Genomic DNA, 18,403 nt, shown 5'->3' on the forward strand with positions numbered 1-18,403 from the left:
TAATATTTAATGTATTTTTCTAATATCGGATAAACGAATGGAGAGATTTTTTTCTTGTCTGTCTTTTAATAAAAGTGCTTGTTTCTGTATATCAATTAGACATACACGGCCATTGCATGTTAGTAATGAACTATTCTCATAGTAAGTAATCGTAATATATTCTTTTTTTGTCAACTCTTTTAAAAACATCTGTTATCCCTTTCTCCGAAGCTTGGAATTTCCGAAAACAAATAAAAATAATTTGATCCTTTAGATCGTATGAGTTCTGTAATTTTCAATAAGAAAATAGTCACCGGAGCAAACAATGCTCCGGAATGACGTTAAAGATTTGAACAAGAGGCGAGCATAGTAACCACTATAACTATTCCTTCCATTTCCGAAATAGAGATGATTTTGAAAGAGGTTGGTCAAAAAACAACTCCATCACCTTGATTACTGTTTGGAAATTTCCTCTTTTCTAACATGTAAGTTTTTTTCTACAAATGATTTCCAGTCGATTTGATTTAACCAGCTTGCTGCTGCCTCAATATCCTTTGAGAACACACGATCTTGCGTAATGCTTGGGATAAGCTTTCTCGCTTCCGTATAAAAAGCATTTGTAAATGAAGCCATCTTATCTTTTCCACGATATTCCACTGCCTGCAAGGCACAAATAAGTTCAATTGCCAATACACGGCGGACGTTTTGAATGATTTGATAAGCATGGCGGGATCCAATTGTCCCCATGCTTACATGATCTTCCTGGTTCGCTGAAGATGGGATGGAATCCACACTTGCCGGGTGCGCCAATGTTTTGTTTTCTGATACAAGCGCAGCTGCCACATATTGCATAATCATCGCTCCCGACTGCAAACCCGGCTCTGGGCTTAAAAACGGCGGTAAATCATTTAGCTGCGGATTGACGAGACGCTCAATTCGGCGCTCTGAAATATTCGCAAACTCCGCCATGGCAATTTTAAGGAAGTCCATTGCAAATGCGATCGGCTGGCCGTGAAAGTTCCCTCCCGAAATAACCTTTTCACCATTATCGAAAATAAGCGGATTATCGGTTGCCGCGTTCATTTCAATTTCAAGTTTCTCTTTTACATAATCAAGTGCCTGCCATGATGCGCCATGTACTTGTGGGATGCAGCGAAGAGAGTATGCATCCTGTACCCGAAGTTCTCCTTGCGTAGTGACAAGCTGGCTGTCACTAATCATTCTCCGAATACGTTCCGCGACTTCAGACTGTTGACGATACCCACGTGAAAGATGAACATCAGCATCAAAAGCATCCTTAATGCCACGTGATCCTTCTAATGTCAATGATGCTATCGCTTCCGTTTGAAGTGCAAGCTGCTCGGCTTCGATGTAATTGACTAGACCCATTGCTGTCATAGCTTGGGTACCGTTAATTAACGCTAAGCCTTCCTTCGCTTGCAATGTCAGTGGAACGATACCTTCTTTCGACAAAGCTGTGACGGCCTTCATTTGTTCCCCTTTATAAAACACTTCACCCTCTCCCATTAGGACAAGAGCCAAATGGGACAGTGGTGCTAAATCCCCACTCGCTCCAAGTGAACCTTGCTGCGGAATGACCGGATGTATATGTGCATTCAAAAGCTCAAGCAAGCGTTCAATGAGAACGGGACGCACTCCAGAAAAACCTTTTAATAATGCGTTAGCACGGAGCAGAAGCATGGCTCGAGAAACTACTTCAGGGAACGGTTCTCCTACCCCGCATGCATGAGAGTGAATCAAATTCCACTGCAACTGCTCGGCATCTTCAGCATCAATCAATACATCACTAAACTTTCCAAACCCAGTTGTAATACCGTAGATGACTTTCTTTTGCTTTACGATCATTTCAACAGCTTCCCTGCTTTTTTCCACATTGCTCCAACTTTCCGCTGAAGCTTTAACAAACGCATGATTATATAAAACCTCTTTTGCTTCTTCAATCTTTAAAGTCTGACCTGTTAATACAACCATTTCTTACACCCCTTATCATTTTTTAAAAACCAAAAAGGGGGCCGTATTGACAGACGTATCCCGTCGTCAATACAGCCCCCTGTTTAACTAATAACTATAGGCTTTAACTTATTTAAATGTGGTTAATACCTAATCCAATCGCTTCATGCTCAAACCCGCGAACCGGTGCTCCAATTGTTCCATACACTGCAACGGCAATCCATTCGCCTTCTGCTTTGTTTTCAAACGGATAACCTCGAAGAATCGCAAACCGAAGCCCTGCTGTTCTAAGCATTCCGCCAAGCTCAACTTGACCACGTGTTACACCGTGCATCGCTTCAATAATCGCATGATACAATGCATGCATTTCACGATAAAGTTCAGCGTTGACTATTTCTTGCCTTTTTGCTGATGTTTCAATGGCTGCTACGATTTTCTGCAGCTCCATTGATCCAACCTTTCCTTTTCCATAGCGCCAATTCATTTGCGTAAACTTACTTACTAAAGCTTCTTCCTCTTCTTCTGCAAACGCGTACATGATTGCCTGCTGACCAATTTTTCTGTCGAATCCCTTCGCCATGCAGTTACCTCTTTTGAATTTTAATTTTCTAAATTGACTAATAACTGATTTTCATTTTAAACGTATTCCTATCGTTAGGTCAATAAATATTTTTCCCATATTATTATTTATATACATTCAAATTAATTTCATAATAGATGGTTACTACATAAAAAGGTTATTCCAGCCAACCGTTATCAATCATCAATCCATAAACTGGCTTGCCTTTTTTAATAAAGAACGTTACTCATTTTCGTTCTCTAAACTACTAATTAATTCAATGAGAATATTACTCATTCGAATTTAAGTAATGCACACCAAAATGGGATATGATATTCTTTTAATTATTACCATGTTTAATTATTTTTATCAATTCTCAGATGATATTAGAGGAATAAAATGACAAAAGTAAATTGGAACGTTAACCCTGCCAATAGTAATGTTAATTTTTCAGTAAACAAAATGATAGTTTCTTCGGTTTCCGGAGCATTTCGTAAATTTCATGCTTCAATTGAGGCTGACCTAGTTGATTTAACAACAGCAAATATTCATTTCAATATAGATGTGTCTAGTATTAAAACTCATAGTACAATTCTAGATGCTCACCTTAGGACGAATTTATTTGATTATGAGCAATTTCCTACAATCACATTTATATCAAAAAATATTGTGAAAAAGGATACCGATAAGTATGATATTTATGGTTTATTAACTGTTCGAGGACTTTCACGTTTTGAAACTTTCAATATTTCTATTAATAGATCAGGAAAGAATTCTTGTGAAAATGAAAAGGTGATCTTTAGTAGTAAGGGACAAATTTATAGAAACGATTACGGTTTATCTTTAACTTCAACTATAAATCCATTTGGTTTTCTAATAGGAGATAAAATTACCATTTTCATCCAAATCGAAGCATTAAAAGAATAATAAATTAACCCCATTATAAAATACAAAGGCGAGACAATAGATCTCGCCTATTTTTTATCCTAAAATAACCTTTATGGAAAATATAAAAAACAAGTGTAAACCATAATATATTTAATAAAAACGAAAATATTTTTTTGTATAAGCTATTTTTTTATAATTAAAACATATATTAATATGAACTCTTATTTGGAGGGATATAATTGGACATTGACCTGGAATTACAGGGTAAAGATGCCTTTCGTGAAGTTATTTTAGATGGGAATTTTGTACAGATAGCCATCTGGTTAGATGGTGAGTGGTCAGTGGTCGATTCTCCTTTTTATCGAACTAAATTTAAGGAAGAAAAACCAATCTATATCCTAAATGAGAAGGATTTATTAAACTCATATGAAAATGAGGATTTTTTGGAAATGCTCATTAAACAAATTGACGAATTGTTTAATATGGTTTGTTAAAAATAAAACAGCCCTATCAGCTCGTAAGTAGATCTAGTCTAAATTATTAACGACGCACTTAATAATATTTATTTTAACATTCACACGCTAAATAAAAAATAGCGTGTTTTTTCATTTTAAAGTTTATGAGAATTTTAACTTGAGAAAGTCTCATTATTCCAAAAGATGAACAGGTGTACTTTATGGATATTTTCGACCATTTACTGAAGCTTTCCAAACCTAAAGAGATAAGCCAATGGGCCTTTACAACGATCCATTGGCTTTTCAGAATATTTAGAAGAAACGTTTTTTCCAGAATATAATTGCAGTTGTACTGGTTAAAACGATTGAAATCGTAATTGCGATCAAAAATGCGTGCTTGTAATGTTGAAACGGTATCGTAACATTCATACCGTAAAAACTTGCAACCATAGTTGGTAAAGATAAAATAATGGTAAAAGATGTCAAAAATTTCATTACAATATTTAAGTTATTTGAAATAACTGATGCAAAAGCATCCATCATACCACTTAAAATCGATGAATGAGTCTCAGCCATCTCAATAGCTTGTTGGTTTTCAACTATTACATCCTCTAAGAGTTCCCTGTCATCTTCAAACATTTTCAAGTAATTGCTTTTTAACATTTTCTGCATAACAATATTATTTGATTTTAAAGAAGTTGTGATATAAACTAAGCTCTTTTCCAAATTTAATAAAGTAAAAAGCTCCTTGTTTTTCATTGATTGATGTAATTCTTTTTCAATTTCATCTGTCTTTTTGTTAATTAATTTTAAATTTTTAAGAAAAGAAGTTGCTATTAAATAGAGGATTTGGAATGAAAATCTTGTTTTTTTATATGTGAAAAATTGCTTTACTTTATTTTGGATAAACGTATGAAAAATCGGATTGTCTTTCAAACAAACGGTTATAAAACACCCATTAGCAATAATCATTCCTAAAGGGATCGTATCATATATGGCTAAACCACTATCGTCCTTTGACAATAATGGTACATTGACAATAATCAATACATTATCATCGTCTTTTTCAATTCTTGACCGTTCCTCTTCGTCTAATGGGTCTTTTAGAAAGTCTAATGGAATTTGTACTTTATTAGCAACATTGATAATTTCTTCTTCGTTTGGTGATATTAAGTTAACCCAGCAACCTTTAGTAATTTCTGTTTTTTCTTCAAGGATCCCTTGTTCATTTGTCAAATATATGTTCAACATCAAAATTACCTCCTCTTTTATATTGAGGATGTCAAAAACGCTTAATCCATAGAAAAAAGTTGATTTTTTTATAAGTAATCAACTTTTTGAGGAGTGGTACGATTTGAGCTTCCTCATTATTCAACCTGGGTACAGGTTCGTTACAACTTCGACTACTCAAAAAAATTCAACTCCTTATCATTAATATAAATAAGCACCTTGATTATCATATAAAGACAATTTTGACTTACTATTAAAAAGGTATGCTAAACAGGTTGATGTTGTTTACAAAAACTTTGTTATCATTAAAATTTAATTCCTTCTTAATCTAAAATGTCCATTAGTACAACAAAAAAAGAGTTGCCGCAGCAACTCTTTACTATTTTTAACTCTTGTACCTGTTAACTGAAAAGGAACGCATAAAAAATATGCCTTTATTTAATATTCCGTTTTTCTTCCCACCCTTTTATTTTTTATGGTAGTTGAATATTTTGGGGTTTCATTTATTCATCATAATACTCAACATTTACCCCGTTAACCCTTTTATCCATTTCAAAGGGTTTAGAGGATTTAGGGTAAATTACCTTTAGATTATTATCCTTAATCCATTCAATTGAAAAACTTTTATCTGACTTAAATGTATCTCCTCCCTCATTTTCAAAATCATCACCTTTATTCAAAATGGATAATTGAGATGAAAAACCGGTTGTTGCACCACAACTTCGTAGGAAGATATACGCTACTTTATCTCCATTGGGAGAAGGCACTTCTCTTTGTATAGCGTTTCCGCACGCAGCCCCTAATATTGTGAACAAAATCTATATATTCCCCATAATTAATGCTAATACAAGGAATAGTCCTACAATTAGTGTAATTAAAAGAATCTTTGTATCTTTTTTCATTAAACACACTCTCCCTGACGTGTCGATTCCATTTTATGTAATTATATCAATCTATACATAGAGTTTCTATGTAATTAATTTAAGATTTTTTCAAAGCTATTTAACCTTTGGGTTTGCCCTTTATTAGCTTTCTAACGAAAAGATGACTTCTAATTGAAAACCTTACGAAAAATGAAAAAATCCATTCCTTCTTCCATAAACATGCCTTTTATCTTAATCAGCCTTAATCTATTAAATGGCCCGAATGTTGAAAAAAAAGCTAATGATGATTGTTCAACTAAACTGCTTAGTTAGTAAAATAACAAAAAAGCCACCAAAATGGCAGCTGGACCTTCCACTATCAACTATTGCACCCTATAGGTTAAGTATAATTCTTCACAATCTTTACTAAAAAAGTCGTTTCACGGTGGAGAAACGACTTTAAATTAGTAAAACGTACATAATAAAAGCTAAACCTAAGATAATTTGAGTAACCCATTATTCGATATTCATTAATTAACTCCCTGGGAGATTTGACTAACAATTTGGCTCAATGCCTCGTTTATTGGTGTAGCAGGGCGGCCAATTAATTTTTCTAAATCGTTGCTCTCTATCTCTAATTCACCATCTCGAATTCCTTTTTGCATATTTACGAGAATAGGAAGGTAGGCTTCTGGCACCCCTGCACTTTTCAACATATTGGCATAAATAGTATCATCGACTTGGTGTAAAGGCACTTCTTTACCTAATACAGTTCCAAGTGCAAATGCTATTTCCTCATGAGTCATTAGCTTACCTGAAAGCTCGTAAACTGTATTCTCATGCCCCTTCCCAGTTAATACATTTGCTGCTGCCTTCGCATAATCTTGTTGAGGTGCCCAACCTACTTTTCCAGTTCCAGCAGATGTAACCCAAGGAAATCCCGACATCACACCTTGTATGCTTCCAATTTCATTTTCCAAATACCAATTGTTTCGTAAAAACGAGTATGAGATACCTGTTCTCAAAATAGCTTTTTCTCTGACTAGATGAGACGGAGCAAGGAATAAGTTACTTTCACTTGCATTTGTTACACTAGTATAAGCAATAAATTTAACTTGGGCCCGATGAGCAGCAGCTACAGCATTGGAATGCTGTCTAATGATTGTTTCATTATCCCCAGCGGTGGATATAATTAAAAGTCGATCAATTCCTGAAAAAGCAGTATCTAATGTTTCTGGTTGATCAAAATCTCCGTGTCGAACTTCTACACCGCGAGCTCGTAATCCTTCTGCTTTCTCTGGATTTCGAACATTTACAACTAATTGACTCGTTGGTACAGTTTTTAATAACTCTTCTACAACTTTTGAACCTAATTTTCCTGTTGCACCTGTAACAAGTATTTTCATTTTCTTACCCTCCAATTAAATTTTTATTTTGGATTTTGATGCTTAGGTATATACTAAATCCATAGTCACAATATTAAAAGTAGGCATTTTTTTATGACATAGTCACAAAAATAGTACCATTATGAAAGAGAGGGAAAAGATAATGGCTAAGTTTAAATTTGAAGAAGATAAGGCTCCTGAAGAAAAAGATGCAATATGTCCTTTGACACTTACGCAAAATGTTATAGCTGGAAGATGGAAAATTATTATTTTATGGTATCTAAGTCAGCGAACTATAAGATTTAACGAACTTCAAAGGTTGCTACCAGACATTTCAAAAGGAATATTGACAAGACAACTGAGAGAATTAGAAGAGAACGGAATGGTCCACAGAGAAGTGTATAAAGTAGTTCCTCCTAAAGTAGAATATTCGCTAACAGATCAAGGGAAAAGATTTATCCCTGTACTAGATGCTATGGGCGAGTGGGGGAAAGAATATATGGAGAAAAAACAAAAGGAAAAAAAATACTCCACACCAAGTTAAAAAAGGTTATAGCATATGCTATAGCCTTTTTATCGCATGATTCACGAGCCAAGTCACCAGTTTATAAAGGAAATTGGCTTTCGCATATTAAGGCTATCAAGCCCGCCACACCATAAAAACCTCCTAAACTATCTTTCCTTCCCACATCATTTAGCGAAGAGGCAATTTTATGATTTTTGTTTTAGTAATTGATCTACAATTAATTGAGACTTTAAGCCTTCTAATCCATCAACAAAGGGTTGCTTATCATTTTGAATACAATACATAAAATGCTGTACAGCATCTTCAAAGCCTCGTTGTTTTAAAGTTGTTTCCCATGATGAAGAGAATGTGGTAGTTACCGCATTTTCTTCTTCTATTTCAGTTGTATTCATGTTTTTCACACGAATAATTGCTCCATCTGTTACCAGTTCTAGTTGTTCTAAATTCGTCCCTGCATTTCTATGCATGGCTGTGCTAATAGATTTGCTTTGAGAGGATTCATACATATGCTGTGCATATAAAAGTTGATTTTCATCGTTCGTATGAATTTTTCCATACTGTACATTAAGACCTCCATCCCCCAACCAACGTGCTGTATCGACTAAGTGAAGGTAATCATCTAACATCGTGAACTCATAAAAATAAGGTCCTATACTGTGCATCCTATGCTTTTCAAAACGTAGCCAAGCTATATTATTCGCTCTTTCCTTAACTTTCACATACATTGGGGCAAAACGGCGATTAAAACCAACCATTAGTTTTCTTTTCTTCTTCTCACTTAATTCGACTAATTTTTCTGCGTCTGAGATGGTAGCTGCCAATGGTTTATCAACATATACATCTATTCCTTTATGAAGTAGTTCCGAAACCACTTCATAATGAGATTCAGTAGAGCTGTGTACAAACACTGCACCACACTCTTGAGCCAATGCTGGTAAACTACCAAAATCTTGTATACGATACCGATTGCAGATTACCTTTCTTTTCTCTCTATTGGGAGAAAATGCACCTACAAATGTCCAATCTGTTTCGTTTGAAAGAATAGGCAAATATGCCTTCTGAGCAATACCACCCAGTCCTACCATACCAATTCTAGGTTTCAACAAATTAATCATCCTTTATCCTATATAGATTTTGGGGTTCCATGGACTATTTTACAACTACTTTCTATATTATCCTAAATAATAAGCACCTGGCACAAAAGACAAAAATGGTACAATATCAGCCCTACCTCGATTTTTAATTAGAGTCACCTTTAAGTGTCAATTCTTTACAATCTCCTCCATAAATTTAACACAAATATCCAATTTCTTTAATTAGAGTTATTCCACAAAATGGCCCGATTGATGAATAAGAGCTAAAGACGATTTTTCAACTAACCTGACCCTTTAGCTAAATAAGAACCGCCGTTTCAATTTCATAAAACAGGTCAATAATTCCTGAAAAAAAGAATTTTTTGGGGAAAGATGAACTTGTTATTATCTCCAGCATGAGAAACGTATGACTTAGAAAGCTTGAATGGGTCCTATAACTATAAGTTTACAGGTGAAAACAGTAAGATGGTTCTAGACTTTAAATTCTAACAAAACAGTAAAAAGGGCATTTCTGTACTACCAGGAATGCCCTTTTCGTCAAAAGATCATCCTCACCTAACTTGCCAGTTGTTGAAATATAATTTCCCTTTTATTCCATATTGAATATTTAACAATTTACACAAAAAGAAAAAAGCCTTTTTATAAGGCTTTTCTCGAGAATTTACATTAGTAAAAACAGGTTGTTCCAACGATAATTAATAAGATAAATAGTACAACGATTAAAACGAATGGATTTCTTCCGCAAAAGCCACCTCCGTAGCCATATCCGGGGTAACCACAACCACCGAATCCACCGTACCCAAACATAATAAATCCACCTTTCATCAATGAATAGTTTATTTTTTAAACAAAACAACAGCCACCAACAAAGGCAGCTCCTACAATAATTAAAAGGATAAACAAAACAACGATTAAGGCAAAGCCACCACCTGCGAAACCTACACCATCGGACATATACACAACCCTCCTTTCTGCTGTTACCTATAAAATATGTAAAATACCAAAAAGGGGATGGGCACAAAGCCTTTTGACTAAGTTTGTCTCCCTGATCCATGCTTAGTGAAGTCTTTTATTAGGTCGAAAGGTTTAATAAATACAAAAAAGCCCTACTAAGGGCTTCCTGTGATTGCGACTACCTTTGACAAGTTTATGTGCTAAGCAATACAATGGCTTTTCGGATACACTCTAGACTATGCTTCAGTTTAACTTGATTACCCAATCGGTTAAGCCCTATTTGGAGAATTTTTTAGAGCAGACCAAGAATTAATTCGTAAAAAAATCAGCACTTGTCCATTTCATTTCATTATCTTGTACATATATTACTAGTACACCACCAGCTAGCGAGACATATACATTACCTCTTTTATTTAAAGAAACGTTTGCCTATAAAGCAGACGTTTCTTTGCATTTATAGGTATGTCGTCTATTTTGCAATATATATATGATGTTCGTCCAAGCAATTCTTTTCTTATGAAATATGATACATAGTGAAAGATTTATTTCGCACAATCAAAAGGTGGTGATAATTATGTTTGGATACGGATTCGGAGGCTGCGGCGGTTTTGGCTACGGTGGTGGTTTCGGCGGAGGCAGTACATTTGTTTTAATCGTTGTATTATTTATCCTTTTAATTATTGTTGGTACTGCTTTTGTTTTTTAATAAACCAATACACGTTTTAGCGGAATGAATGATTAAGGCTGGAGGTGTGCTAAATGGACGGAGCAGGAAGTAGTTTTGCGTTAATCGTAGTATTGTTCATCCTTCTTATCATCGTTGGTACAGCATTTGTGTTCTACTAATAAATAGGATGGATGGAGCAGGAAAAAGTCCCTTTATAGGTCCTTTTTTCGATTATCAATATGGGGATTATTTAAAGCCGAATTTCTTAGCATAGGAAATATCGGCTTTTTTGATGTTGAAATTTGCTTAGCGTATATATCGAGCTTTTAGTTGTTTGGACCCCTTCTTTTAGTAAACTGCCTTCTTTAGTTGAATAACATAATCAGTCGGTAATGGTGCCGTTAAAGGATTATTTCCACTGAATTAGGAATATAAAGTAATAAAAGTCTGAAAAATTGGAGAGTGGAAACATGATTCATGATATAAAGGAATATGTAAAATATTTAGATGGGATTCATAAACGAACGATGCAATATGTGAAAGCAATTCCTAATGAACTCCTAGATTGGAAGCCTTCTGAAGATAAATTTTCTACAGGTGATTTATTGCGACATATCGCGTCATCTCGATTGATGTTTCTAGGTATATTTGAACATGGTTCCTGGACATACACAGGACATGATACTGATAAGGGAGCTTCTCTTGAGGATATTTCAAATTATTTAGAGACATGTCAGATTAAACTAACAGAGGGTCTATTAAAAGTTGGCAACGATGTGTTGACAAAAAAAGTTTTAACTCTTCATGGTCATGAAGTTAGTGTTTGGAGAATACTTATGGCAATTCCAGAACATGAAATCCATCATCGTGGACAAATCTCTACTTATTTACAAATAAACAAAATTGAACCTCCTCAAATTTTCGGATTAAAAATTGAGCAAGTTAAAACATTATAATTTTATGAAAGAGCCTTGGACATCATCGTATATCCAGAGCTTTATCTTTATGTCTTGTTACATTAAACTGCCACGTTATCACAATAAGAAAATGGGATCGCCGCAGCCATCCCATTCTTTAACTCTTGCACCCAATACTTTAAGAAGCAAATTTTATATACCCGAATTAACCAGATGCGAAAATAATCCTACTAAACCTATAACAATTGCAATGCTTAATAAAGCAATCGTATCAGGACCCCATACTGATCATACCCCTTTTTTAGAGTAATAGTATCAATATCTCCAACCTTTAGAGATTAATTGCGATTGTTTTGAGTTTTTTGCATTAGAACCCATTTTTTTCCCCTGTTTTTATATTCAGTTTCCTTTTATACTAGAATGAGCTTAACAATGAGGTAAACTGTATGGAATATACTAAAAATTTGCTCTTACAAGTAATGATTATTTTGATTCCTGTCTTTTTTTATTCCATGTATTTAACCAATCGTCATCAATTCATCGAAACGAAGCGTCAAAAATTAATTTTCAGTTTCTTGGCAATGATTACGTTAGTATTGTGCATGTCCTTTCCAATCTATTCGGATGTAAACGAGCGAAATGATCTACGGTTTGTAGCTCTCATGATAGGTATATTTTATGGAGATGGATACGCAACAGGTATTGTTCTCACGATCATTTTATTGTTGTATCGTTGGTACTTTGGAGGGACTGGTTTTTATTCAACGGTATACGAAATCTTGTTCCTCTTACCCATGTTTTTTTTAGCATATCCACGTTTCGTCCAGCAGGATCGAGCAGGTCGAATGAAACTGACTTGGAGGATAACATTGGGGATGTCCTTGATCTTCATCCTCGTGGATTTGCATGAGATGGAATTTTTCAGCACACTTCAGGAAGTTTTAACGATATGTGTTGCCACCATTGTAACTATCTTTCTGATTGAAACCTTAAGGGAAAATTCCCAGTTACACATGGAGGCTCAACAGGCGGAAAAATATAAGATACTCGGAGAATTGGCGAGTTCCTTTGCTCATGAAATTCGAAATCCTATGCAGACCAATCGAGGATTTCTCCAGTTACTTCTACAATCGCCAATTTCAGAGACGTATAAAGGGTATGTTCAAATTTGTATAGAAGAAGTGGATCGGGCGAATGACGTCATTACCGAATATCTTTCGCTTGCCAAGCCAGAAGCGGATATGAAACAGTCCGTCGATGTTTGCGAACCAATACAAACGGTCGTCAATATTCTCTACTCCTATGCTTTAGAACGAAAAGTAAGCATAGACGTCCGACTTCCGGAGCAAGAGTGTGTGATATTGGGTCATCCCCAAAAAGTGAAACAAGCCTTCCTCAATATCATCAAAAATGGCATCGAAGCGATACATCAAGGTGGTGCGGTTTCCATTCTCGTGAAACAGGAATCACAGCATGTGGTGATCCAAATCAAAGATGAGGGAGTGGGGATGAATGAAGACGAAGTGAAACGTCTTGGACAACCATTTTATTCTTTGAAAGAAAAAGGAACTGGCATAGGACTCATGGTGAGCTATCGCATTATCGACTCGCTTCATGGAAAAATCATCGTCCAAAGCCAAAAAGGAAAAGGAACCACGTTTACCATTCGCTTCCCTCTCCATAATTGTAAAAATACGCCATTTACTGACAAACATGAGCGTTAGCTAAAAATAAAAGTATATGAACTGACAAGAGTTAAAGGGTATTGGATCGTAGATAACCGTACTGAGACAGTTGAAGTGCTTATCTTTAAGGAAAGTGGATATTATCAACTTCAAGAGTTATATGTAAAGGGAAAGATCAATAGAAGTAAGTATTTTTGAAGACTTTTTCCTCGATTTAAAGAACATATTTCTATAATACAAATTCTAACCATCTATTAGCGTGTCATATCCAAACATGCGAGGCATTCCAATCCCTTGTCTTTCAAAGTATGAAACAAGTTTTCAATCTCGTTTTTCAGATTGGGGTAGAGTCAGGAAAATGCGGATTTACAACGCTAAGGAAGTTTCAACCTAAAAAAAGCCGATTTCCAATAAGAAATCGACTTTTTTATTTACGCTTATTTCACTTAAGCAACCGTTAGCTTAAGAACAATTTTTCACAAACTTGCATTAGTATTAAGAAATAGGCTACAACCGTATCCCATAGGTTGTTTACTGTAATTCTCCGATAAACCATACCTCTTGTTGAGTCCAATTGTCATCTTCATCATTATCAACTCTATATCCTCGCACATCTAAGCCTTCTGGTATAGTGAATCCCCATTCGGTTTTGAAGGTGTCTTGATTTATTGGGATAGCTGTCCTTCCATATTTCTCTGCACTAAAGAATCCATCAAAAAAGCGTTCATATGCACTTTGAGTAGGGGGAATCAGAATTAGAGTCTTGTATAATTCGGGAAGTGTAAAACACAAATTACACGAAACTCTTTTTCTGCTTCTGTTTTTAATGAAATTAGATGATTAGCTCTGTTAATAATGGTCTGTACAAAGAACTTTCTCACTGAATTCGGTACCTTTGAAGTGTCACTATAAAATTGATGGAAGTAAAGCCAGCGGGATTCTTCCAAAAAACGGAACCGCCCATTTTTCGTTTTTTACTTTTTCGCTCTTTACTCACTCGCAACTGTGATCGAAAAATCCCTCCCCGATCCCCACACAAAAAAAACTGCCCCTAAGGACAGTTTTTAGGAGTTAGGCTATTTTGGTTTTCTACATTGTATGGGGATGGTAATCACCGATGTAGTGAGGGGCGTCCCCGACCACTGTTTGGCATGGGCGGCAAAATTCGCTGCTGTGCAGGCAAGTGAAGTCCGAACCGGTGAGATTAGGTGGAAATTTCGAAAACTTCACCCCTACATACATCAAGTTATCTTGATTTGTAGAATGATTTTTTAAGCCTAGAACGTGTGCCACCTCATGAGCCACCAACCATGCAAATCCCCTAGAATCGCCGGTCCCGAGAGGACCAAAATTACAATTTACAACCGCTCCAGGCTTTCCGTTTGGGTGAACCGCACAGCCTGAAGCAGTCTCCCCCGGAATGCCTCCAATTATATTATCTACTAAATAGACCACCAATTCATTGGGACCAACATTATTACGATTCTCAAAAAGTTCAATTATTTCCTGTGTAGGCTGATCATATATTGCACAGCGGCCCACATTGATATTTTTAAGCCGCTGTAAGTTTGAATTATTACTAAGATCCTCTGTTGTACCTCGGTAAACAGCTATACCGCCTTGTGCAAAAAGTTCATGCATAGGTTGAAACTGTTCACTAATCCAATATATTCTCTCTCTAGAAAGAGGTAATAAGGTCTTAAAGTGTACAACAACACTGTGTGATGCTTTCACAAATGGCACTCTGCCGATGCGAGTTCCAGACCTATAATCCCAGTCACGCTCAGGCCCCTCGCCCTGGCCAGTGTATTTGTTCCAGAAGAGATTATCATTTCTGTCGACGGCCATGATGACATGCCCGAATCCTCCAAGATCGGTTACGTCTCCTAAAACATGTTTCATGTTCTGCCAGTCAAAGCCAAGGTCGATCACATGGCCGGAATTGGGATGCCAGCCAAGATTCCCTGAAGGATCTTGCTCCCCATTACCATTATATTGGAACCATTGAAGCTCCCCATTTTCATTAATCCCGAAGATGTCTCTTCCTGATCCATGAATGTGCTTGAAGTTAGCCCAGTTCTGCCAGCCAGGTCCTATCCGATTTCCAGAATTGAGATGCCAGCCGTGCGTGCCGGTCACGTCTTCTTCGCCGTTCCCATTGTAGAAGTACCAGTGCAGATTCCCGTTTTGATGGACTGCCATGATGACACCGTCACCGCATCCAAACACATGTAACATATTATCAAAGCCGGGGCGAATCACGTTGCCAGTGTTGAAATCCCAATTATGCTCATTCGCCGAGTCCCACCATGGCTCACCAAAGCCATAATAATTATTCCATTCGAGATTGCCTGCCGAGTTCACACCATAGAAGATTCCCTGCAGGGGCACCCCACTATCAACCGACGTCGTTCCGGTGCCGCCATGGAACATCTTAAAAAGGTTCAGCATGTTCATCTCTCCATGCTAAGTTGTCATCTGGACCCCAATTGTACGACATATATATCCAATCCTTTCTTGTTTGAGAATACATAATTAGATTGGCGACTTTTTTCGATGAATATGCTTTCCAAATCAGTTTAGACTAGATTCTCATCTTCTTCAACTCCCTCAGTTTAATACGAATATCTCTCGAATGCTCACTTATTCGCAGGATTTCATAACCCTTGTTATTGGAATTACGTGTAAATGAAATGAGTTCAGATCATTTTGGCTTCGTGAAGGCATGGTGAAATAAAGGAGTTAGCTACCACTCCATATTTTACCATATAATGCACATCTCCACGCCGCCCCTGAAGGCTTTCCCTCCCATGTCTCAACGGGTCAATTGCCCTCTCATTCCTTCGTCATGCCTTTCCAAGGGGTGGAGGCCAGTTATGCTAAACTGATGGGTCGCAGTGCCCTTTTGTTAAAGAAACCTGGTACTCCGTACATATTTGAACCCTACGAATAAGACAACATTCAAAATTAAGATAACTATTTAACTCCCCTTAAGTTAAAGAAGAGAATTAACAACAATCATTAAAAGAGCCTAATGCTTGAACAAATGTTTTAAATATAAATCTCCCTTGCAATAAATGTTGAACGTATTTTCGTTTATTCTTTCTTTAGCACTTTTGCATTTATTGCAGGAAAAACTTTCACTAGTCTCTAACTAAGGACTAGTAATCTCTCTAAGTAGAGACTAGTTCTGCCGAAAGCATCGTAGATAAGTTACCTCCACGAGGAGTTTGCTATAATTGCAGACGCCTTTTTATTTTTAGGGATAAGCAAATTGCGGATTTCGTAGAAATATGATGATTATTGTCCAATCAAGACTTGTCCAAAGAAATATATATAAATAGGGGAAAGTTTTCATTCCTCAAATAACCCAATAGGTCCTGGAGTTGATTTACATGGGTGACGGATTAAGTATGTCTTTTACATTAATCGTGGTATTGTTCATTCTCCTAATCATTGTCGGGACTTCTTTTGTGGGCTACTAAATTGTACGGAACTAAGGGCAAATTAATTTTAATCTGTCCCTTTGTCAAGATACTGAAAAGATAGGAGGATAATTACACTTGGTTTTTTTTCCTGACGGCTTTAGAAGAAGAGGGTTTCTCCCTATTGAAATCGAAATCGAGATAGAGAGAAGAAGACGTATTGAAATCGAAATCGAGATAGAAAGAAGAAGACGTATCGAAATCGAAATTGAAAGAAGAAGACGTATCGAAATCGAAAGAAGAAGACGCGGATTCTTTTAAGCATATGAATTAAACATGTTTCCAAAGAGCCTACGGGCTCTCTTTTTTAGCCTGTCACCTAAAAGTTAATGAACTATTGACATACACCAGTTATTCAAAGGTAACGTGTATGAAATTAAACCTCACTAATAAAGGGCAATTTCTATGTCATAGCAATAAATATCTCAACATCATATGATTCACCTTCACAAAATACCCTTGCTCGGCTTTTTAACAATCGCCTCATCTATACAACAGTTCCATCATTTCTTCTGTGTTGACTGTTGTTTTCCTTCTTCAGCTAACCTGCCACGTTAGCACAACGAGAAAAAAGGCCACCGCAGCGATCCATCTGGAACTCTTGCACCCGTCAGTTTAAGTGTTATCCTTTCACAATCTTAGAAAAAAAAGGATGTCAATTCATCCCTTTAGTTGACACAACAAAAAGAGTTGCCGAAGCAACTCATAGTTTTACTCTAGCACAACCTTAATATAGCAATAACCCCTTAAATCCACTTAGCAAACCAAGCTACATAATATGCGGCAGGAATAAACAGTAATTGCGCCACAACAGTACCCAAAAATTTAGAACTAATCATTGTCAAAGAATAACTTTTTAAATATATATAATTAGTTTGTTTTTTCATTACTCTATCAGCTAATACGGAAGCTTTAGGGTCAATAAACAATGATAATAAAATTGTTGCTATACCATTTATAATCCCAGATGACATTGATGCAGCCTGAGCATAATCTTTAGGTACTAACATAGATGCATATATTGAGGATAGTACCCCAATGGTAAAAACAGCTGAAATGATAACATTAATCACGAAGAGTCGTTTCGGAATAGTTTTCCAGGTAATTCCCTTTAGATATGTAAATCTAGGTAGCCTAAAACACATAAAAAATTTTTTTACGCCATTTCGATTGAATTGATTAGCAAACAATCCAATTATTGAACCACGTTGATTTGAAAGCTGAACAATAGCTCTTGAAAAGATATTAATGAAGGTCGGAAACAACAAAATGCCGAACAATACGCCAATTGTAGTTACACCGATTAAAATTCTATATTGTTCCTCAATGTAGTGTAACTTGTTTATATGTGGTGCATCTGCAATCAGTTTAGCTGTCAAAGGTTGTTGAATCATCGTAGAAAACCTTGAAACAATCACTAGTGTACTAAACAAAGATAATGCTGTTGCAATTAATTTTACTCGTGCTCCTGAAATTCTAGTTGAATAAGCTAATGTTTCAATCATTGTAATTATCAATATGAACAGAGAAATTAATAAGACCTTACCTGTAATTAGTTCCATAAATAACCCCTTAAAAATAAAGATAGCCATATTATAAATTAAATTATATTGTTTTGGAATTATTTAAAAGTCCCAAAAATGCTAATAATATCGATTGCCTTATTCAACTCCCTCAGTTTAATACGAATATCTCTCGAATGCTCCCTTATTCGCAGGATTTCATAACCCTTGTAATTGGAATTA

General features: G+C 36.0%; 20 protein-coding genes and 2 pseudogenes. 10 read left to right on the forward strand and 12 right to left on the reverse strand.

From position 1 onward, the window contains the following. Positions 1-6: 6 nt before the first annotated feature. The 3 genes from AC59HZ_RS19280 to hutP all read right to left on the reverse strand — a co-directional run bounded on the left by AC59HZ_RS19280 (position 7) and on the right by hutP (position 2,530). Complete coding sequence (locus tag AC59HZ_RS19280; RefSeq protein ID WP_496547410.1) at positions 7-189, reverse strand: YolD-like family protein; 183 nt, start codon at positions 187-189, stop codon at positions 7-9. Positions 190-432: 243 nt separating this feature from the next. Continuing rightward, positions 433-1,971, reverse strand: coding sequence for a histidine ammonia-lyase (gene hutH / locus AC59HZ_RS19285; protein ID WP_496547411.1), 1,539 nt, complete (start codon positions 1,969-1,971; stop codon positions 433-435). A 112-nt stretch (positions 1,972-2,083) separates the two neighbouring features. Next, the gene (gene hutP, locus AC59HZ_RS19290) at positions 2,084-2,530 is read right to left on the reverse strand and encodes a histidine utilization transcription antiterminator HutP (RefSeq protein WP_496547412.1); all 447 of its coding nucleotides are present in this window, start codon (positions 2,528-2,530) and stop codon (positions 2,084-2,086) included. A gap of 378 nt (positions 2,531-2,908) precedes the next feature. Here hutP and AC59HZ_RS19295 point away from each other — a divergent pair, with 378 nt between their 5' ends. Together AC59HZ_RS19295 and AC59HZ_RS19300 are read left to right on the forward strand one after the other, a co-directional pair. Further along, positions 2,909-3,436: a YceI family protein gene (locus tag AC59HZ_RS19295; protein WP_496547413.1), complete on the forward strand. Its 528-nt coding sequence runs from the start codon at positions 2,909-2,911 to the stop codon at positions 3,434-3,436. Between the two features lie 200 nt (positions 3,437-3,636). Beyond that, on the forward strand, positions 3,637-3,891 hold the full coding sequence (locus AC59HZ_RS19300; protein WP_496547414.1) for a hypothetical protein: 255 nt from the start codon (positions 3,637-3,639) through the stop codon (positions 3,889-3,891). Between the two features lie 273 nt (positions 3,892-4,164). Here AC59HZ_RS19300 and AC59HZ_RS19305 read toward each other — a convergent pair whose 3' ends face one another. The 3 genes from AC59HZ_RS19305 to AC59HZ_RS19315 all read right to left on the reverse strand — a co-directional run bounded on the left by AC59HZ_RS19305 (position 4,165) and on the right by AC59HZ_RS19315 (position 7,351). Continuing rightward, positions 4,165-5,103, reverse strand: a complete 939-nt coding sequence (locus AC59HZ_RS19305; protein ID WP_496547415.1) for a magnesium transporter CorA family protein — start codon at positions 5,101-5,103, stop codon at positions 4,165-4,167. Positions 5,104-5,585: 482 nt separating this feature from the next. Further along, positions 5,586-5,897: a DUF5412 family protein gene (locus AC59HZ_RS19310; protein WP_496547416.1), complete on the reverse strand. Its 312-nt coding sequence runs from the start codon at positions 5,895-5,897 to the stop codon at positions 5,586-5,588. Positions 5,898-6,475: 578 nt separating this feature from the next. Continuing rightward, positions 6,476-7,351, reverse strand: a complete 876-nt coding sequence (locus AC59HZ_RS19315) for an SDR family oxidoreductase (protein ID WP_496547417.1) — start codon at positions 7,349-7,351, stop codon at positions 6,476-6,478. A 142-nt stretch (positions 7,352-7,493) separates the two neighbouring features. Here AC59HZ_RS19315 and AC59HZ_RS19320 point away from each other — a divergent pair, with 142 nt between their 5' ends. Beyond that, positions 7,494-7,874 carry a winged helix-turn-helix transcriptional regulator gene (locus AC59HZ_RS19320; RefSeq protein ID WP_496547418.1) on the forward strand — a complete coding sequence of 127 codons (381 nt, stop codon included), beginning with the start codon at positions 7,494-7,496 and terminating at the stop codon, positions 7,872-7,874. Positions 7,875-8,041: 167 nt separating this feature from the next. Here the strand turns inward: AC59HZ_RS19320 and AC59HZ_RS19325 are convergent, their stop codons facing one another. Further along, entirely contained in the window at positions 8,042-8,962 is a 921-nt protein-coding gene (locus AC59HZ_RS19325; RefSeq protein WP_496547419.1) for a Gfo/Idh/MocA family protein, read from the reverse strand. 390 nt (positions 8,963-9,352) lie between these two features. Here AC59HZ_RS19325 and AC59HZ_RS19330 point away from each other — a divergent pair. Continuing rightward, positions 9,353-9,439 (forward strand): annotated as a pseudogene (locus AC59HZ_RS19330) (DUF3224 domain-containing protein); the annotation flags it as partial. A gap of 177 nt (positions 9,440-9,616) precedes the next feature. Here AC59HZ_RS19330 and yjcZ read toward each other — a convergent pair. Together yjcZ and AC59HZ_RS19340 are read right to left on the reverse strand one after the other, a co-directional pair. Beyond that, positions 9,617-9,757: a sporulation protein YjcZ gene (yjcZ, locus tag AC59HZ_RS19335; protein WP_496547420.1), complete on the reverse strand. Its 141-nt coding sequence runs from the start codon at positions 9,755-9,757 to the stop codon at positions 9,617-9,619. A gap of 36 nt (positions 9,758-9,793) precedes the next feature. Then, positions 9,794-9,904, reverse strand: a complete 111-nt coding sequence (locus AC59HZ_RS19340) for a YjcZ family sporulation protein (protein WP_496547421.1) — start codon at positions 9,902-9,904, stop codon at positions 9,794-9,796. A gap of 574 nt (positions 9,905-10,478) precedes the next feature. Between AC59HZ_RS19340 and AC59HZ_RS19345 the strand changes: the two genes are divergently transcribed. From AC59HZ_RS19345 to AC59HZ_RS19360, 4 genes are all read left to right on the forward strand, one after another. Beyond that, entirely contained in the window at positions 10,479-10,610 is a 132-nt protein-coding gene (locus AC59HZ_RS19345; protein WP_496547422.1) for a YjcZ family sporulation protein, read from the forward strand. 53 nt (positions 10,611-10,663) lie between these two features. After that, positions 10,664-10,750 carry a YjcZ family sporulation protein gene (locus AC59HZ_RS19350; protein ID WP_496547446.1) on the forward strand — a complete coding sequence of 29 codons (87 nt, stop codon included), beginning with the start codon at positions 10,664-10,666 and terminating at the stop codon, positions 10,748-10,750. Between the two features lie 291 nt (positions 10,751-11,041). Then, positions 11,042-11,527 carry a DinB family protein gene (locus AC59HZ_RS19355; RefSeq protein ID WP_496547423.1) on the forward strand — a complete coding sequence of 162 codons (486 nt, stop codon included), beginning with the start codon at positions 11,042-11,044 and terminating at the stop codon, positions 11,525-11,527. 407 nt (positions 11,528-11,934) lie between these two features. Continuing rightward, the gene (locus tag AC59HZ_RS19360) at positions 11,935-13,212 is read left to right on the forward strand and encodes an ATP-binding protein (protein WP_496547424.1); all 1,278 of its coding nucleotides are present in this window, start codon (positions 11,935-11,937) and stop codon (positions 13,210-13,212) included. Between the two features lie 492 nt (positions 13,213-13,704). Here AC59HZ_RS19360 and AC59HZ_RS19365 read toward each other — a convergent pair. Both AC59HZ_RS19365 and AC59HZ_RS19370 read right to left on the reverse strand, forming a co-directional pair. Further along, positions 13,705-14,054, reverse strand: a pseudogene (locus tag AC59HZ_RS19365) (DUF3916 domain-containing protein). A 208-nt stretch (positions 14,055-14,262) separates the two neighbouring features. Beyond that, a complete protein-coding gene (locus tag AC59HZ_RS19370) occupies positions 14,263-15,564 on the reverse strand; it encodes a hypothetical protein (RefSeq protein ID WP_496547425.1) in 1,302 nt (433 codons plus the stop codon). Between the two features lie 1,022 nt (positions 15,565-16,586). Here AC59HZ_RS19370 and AC59HZ_RS19375 point away from each other — a divergent pair. Then, the gene (locus AC59HZ_RS19375) at positions 16,587-16,658 is read left to right on the forward strand and encodes a YjcZ family sporulation protein (protein ID WP_496547447.1); all 72 of its coding nucleotides are present in this window, start codon (positions 16,587-16,589) and stop codon (positions 16,656-16,658) included. 78 nt (positions 16,659-16,736) lie between these two features. Then, positions 16,737-16,919, forward strand: coding sequence for a hypothetical protein (locus AC59HZ_RS19380; RefSeq protein WP_496547426.1), 183 nt, complete (start codon positions 16,737-16,739; stop codon positions 16,917-16,919). Between the two features lie 485 nt (positions 16,920-17,404). Here AC59HZ_RS19380 and AC59HZ_RS19385 read toward each other — a convergent pair whose 3' ends face one another. Then, positions 17,405-18,220, reverse strand: coding sequence for a lipid II flippase Amj family protein (locus AC59HZ_RS19385; protein WP_496547427.1), 816 nt, complete (start codon positions 18,218-18,220; stop codon positions 17,405-17,407). Positions 18,221-18,403 lie beyond the last annotated feature (183 nt).

Source organism: Neobacillus sp. DZ-9 (assembly GCF_059587065.1).

What these genes read in the sequence shown, in the direction of transcription:
- AC59HZ_RS19345 (WP_496547422.1), top strand. Translation starts at nt 10,479, where the DNA reads ATGTTTGGATACGGATTCGGAGGCTGCGGCGGTTTTGGCTACGGTGGT.
- AC59HZ_RS19315 (WP_496547417.1), bottom strand. Translation starts at nt 7,351, where the DNA reads ATGAAAATACTTGTTACAGGTGCAACAGGAAAATTAGGTTCAAAAGTT.
- yjcZ (WP_496547420.1), bottom strand. Translation starts at nt 9,757, where the DNA reads ATGTTTGGGTACGGTGGATTCGGTGGTTGTGGTTACCCCGGATATGGC.
- hutP (WP_496547412.1), bottom strand. Translation starts at nt 2,530, where the DNA reads ATGGCGAAGGGATTCGACAGAAAAATTGGTCAGCAGGCAATCATGTAC.
- AC59HZ_RS19355 (WP_496547423.1), top strand. Translation starts at nt 11,042, where the DNA reads ATGATTCATGATATAAAGGAATATGTAAAATATTTAGATGGGATTCAT.
- AC59HZ_RS19320 (WP_496547418.1), top strand. Translation starts at nt 7,494, where the DNA reads ATGGCTAAGTTTAAATTTGAAGAAGATAAGGCTCCTGAAGAAAAAGAT.
- AC59HZ_RS19295 (WP_496547413.1), top strand. Translation starts at nt 2,909, where the DNA reads ATGACAAAAGTAAATTGGAACGTTAACCCTGCCAATAGTAATGTTAAT.
- AC59HZ_RS19385 (WP_496547427.1), bottom strand. Translation starts at nt 18,220, where the DNA reads ATGGAACTAATTACAGGTAAGGTCTTATTAATTTCTCTGTTCATATTG.
- AC59HZ_RS19305 (WP_496547415.1), bottom strand. Translation starts at nt 5,103, where the DNA reads ATGTTGAACATATATTTGACAAATGAACAAGGGATCCTTGAAGAAAAA.
- AC59HZ_RS19280 (WP_496547410.1), bottom strand. Translation starts at nt 189, where the DNA reads ATGTTTTTAAAAGAGTTGACAAAAAAAGAATATATTACGATTACTTAC.
- hutH (WP_496547411.1), bottom strand. Translation starts at nt 1,971, where the DNA reads ATGGTTGTATTAACAGGTCAGACTTTAAAGATTGAAGAAGCAAAAGAG.
- AC59HZ_RS19350 (WP_496547446.1), top strand. Translation starts at nt 10,664, where the DNA reads ATGGACGGAGCAGGAAGTAGTTTTGCGTTAATCGTAGTATTGTTCATC.
- AC59HZ_RS19340 (WP_496547421.1), bottom strand. Translation starts at nt 9,904, where the DNA reads ATGTCCGATGGTGTAGGTTTCGCAGGTGGTGGCTTTGCCTTAATCGTT.
- AC59HZ_RS19360 (WP_496547424.1), top strand. Translation starts at nt 11,935, where the DNA reads ATGGAATATACTAAAAATTTGCTCTTACAAGTAATGATTATTTTGATT.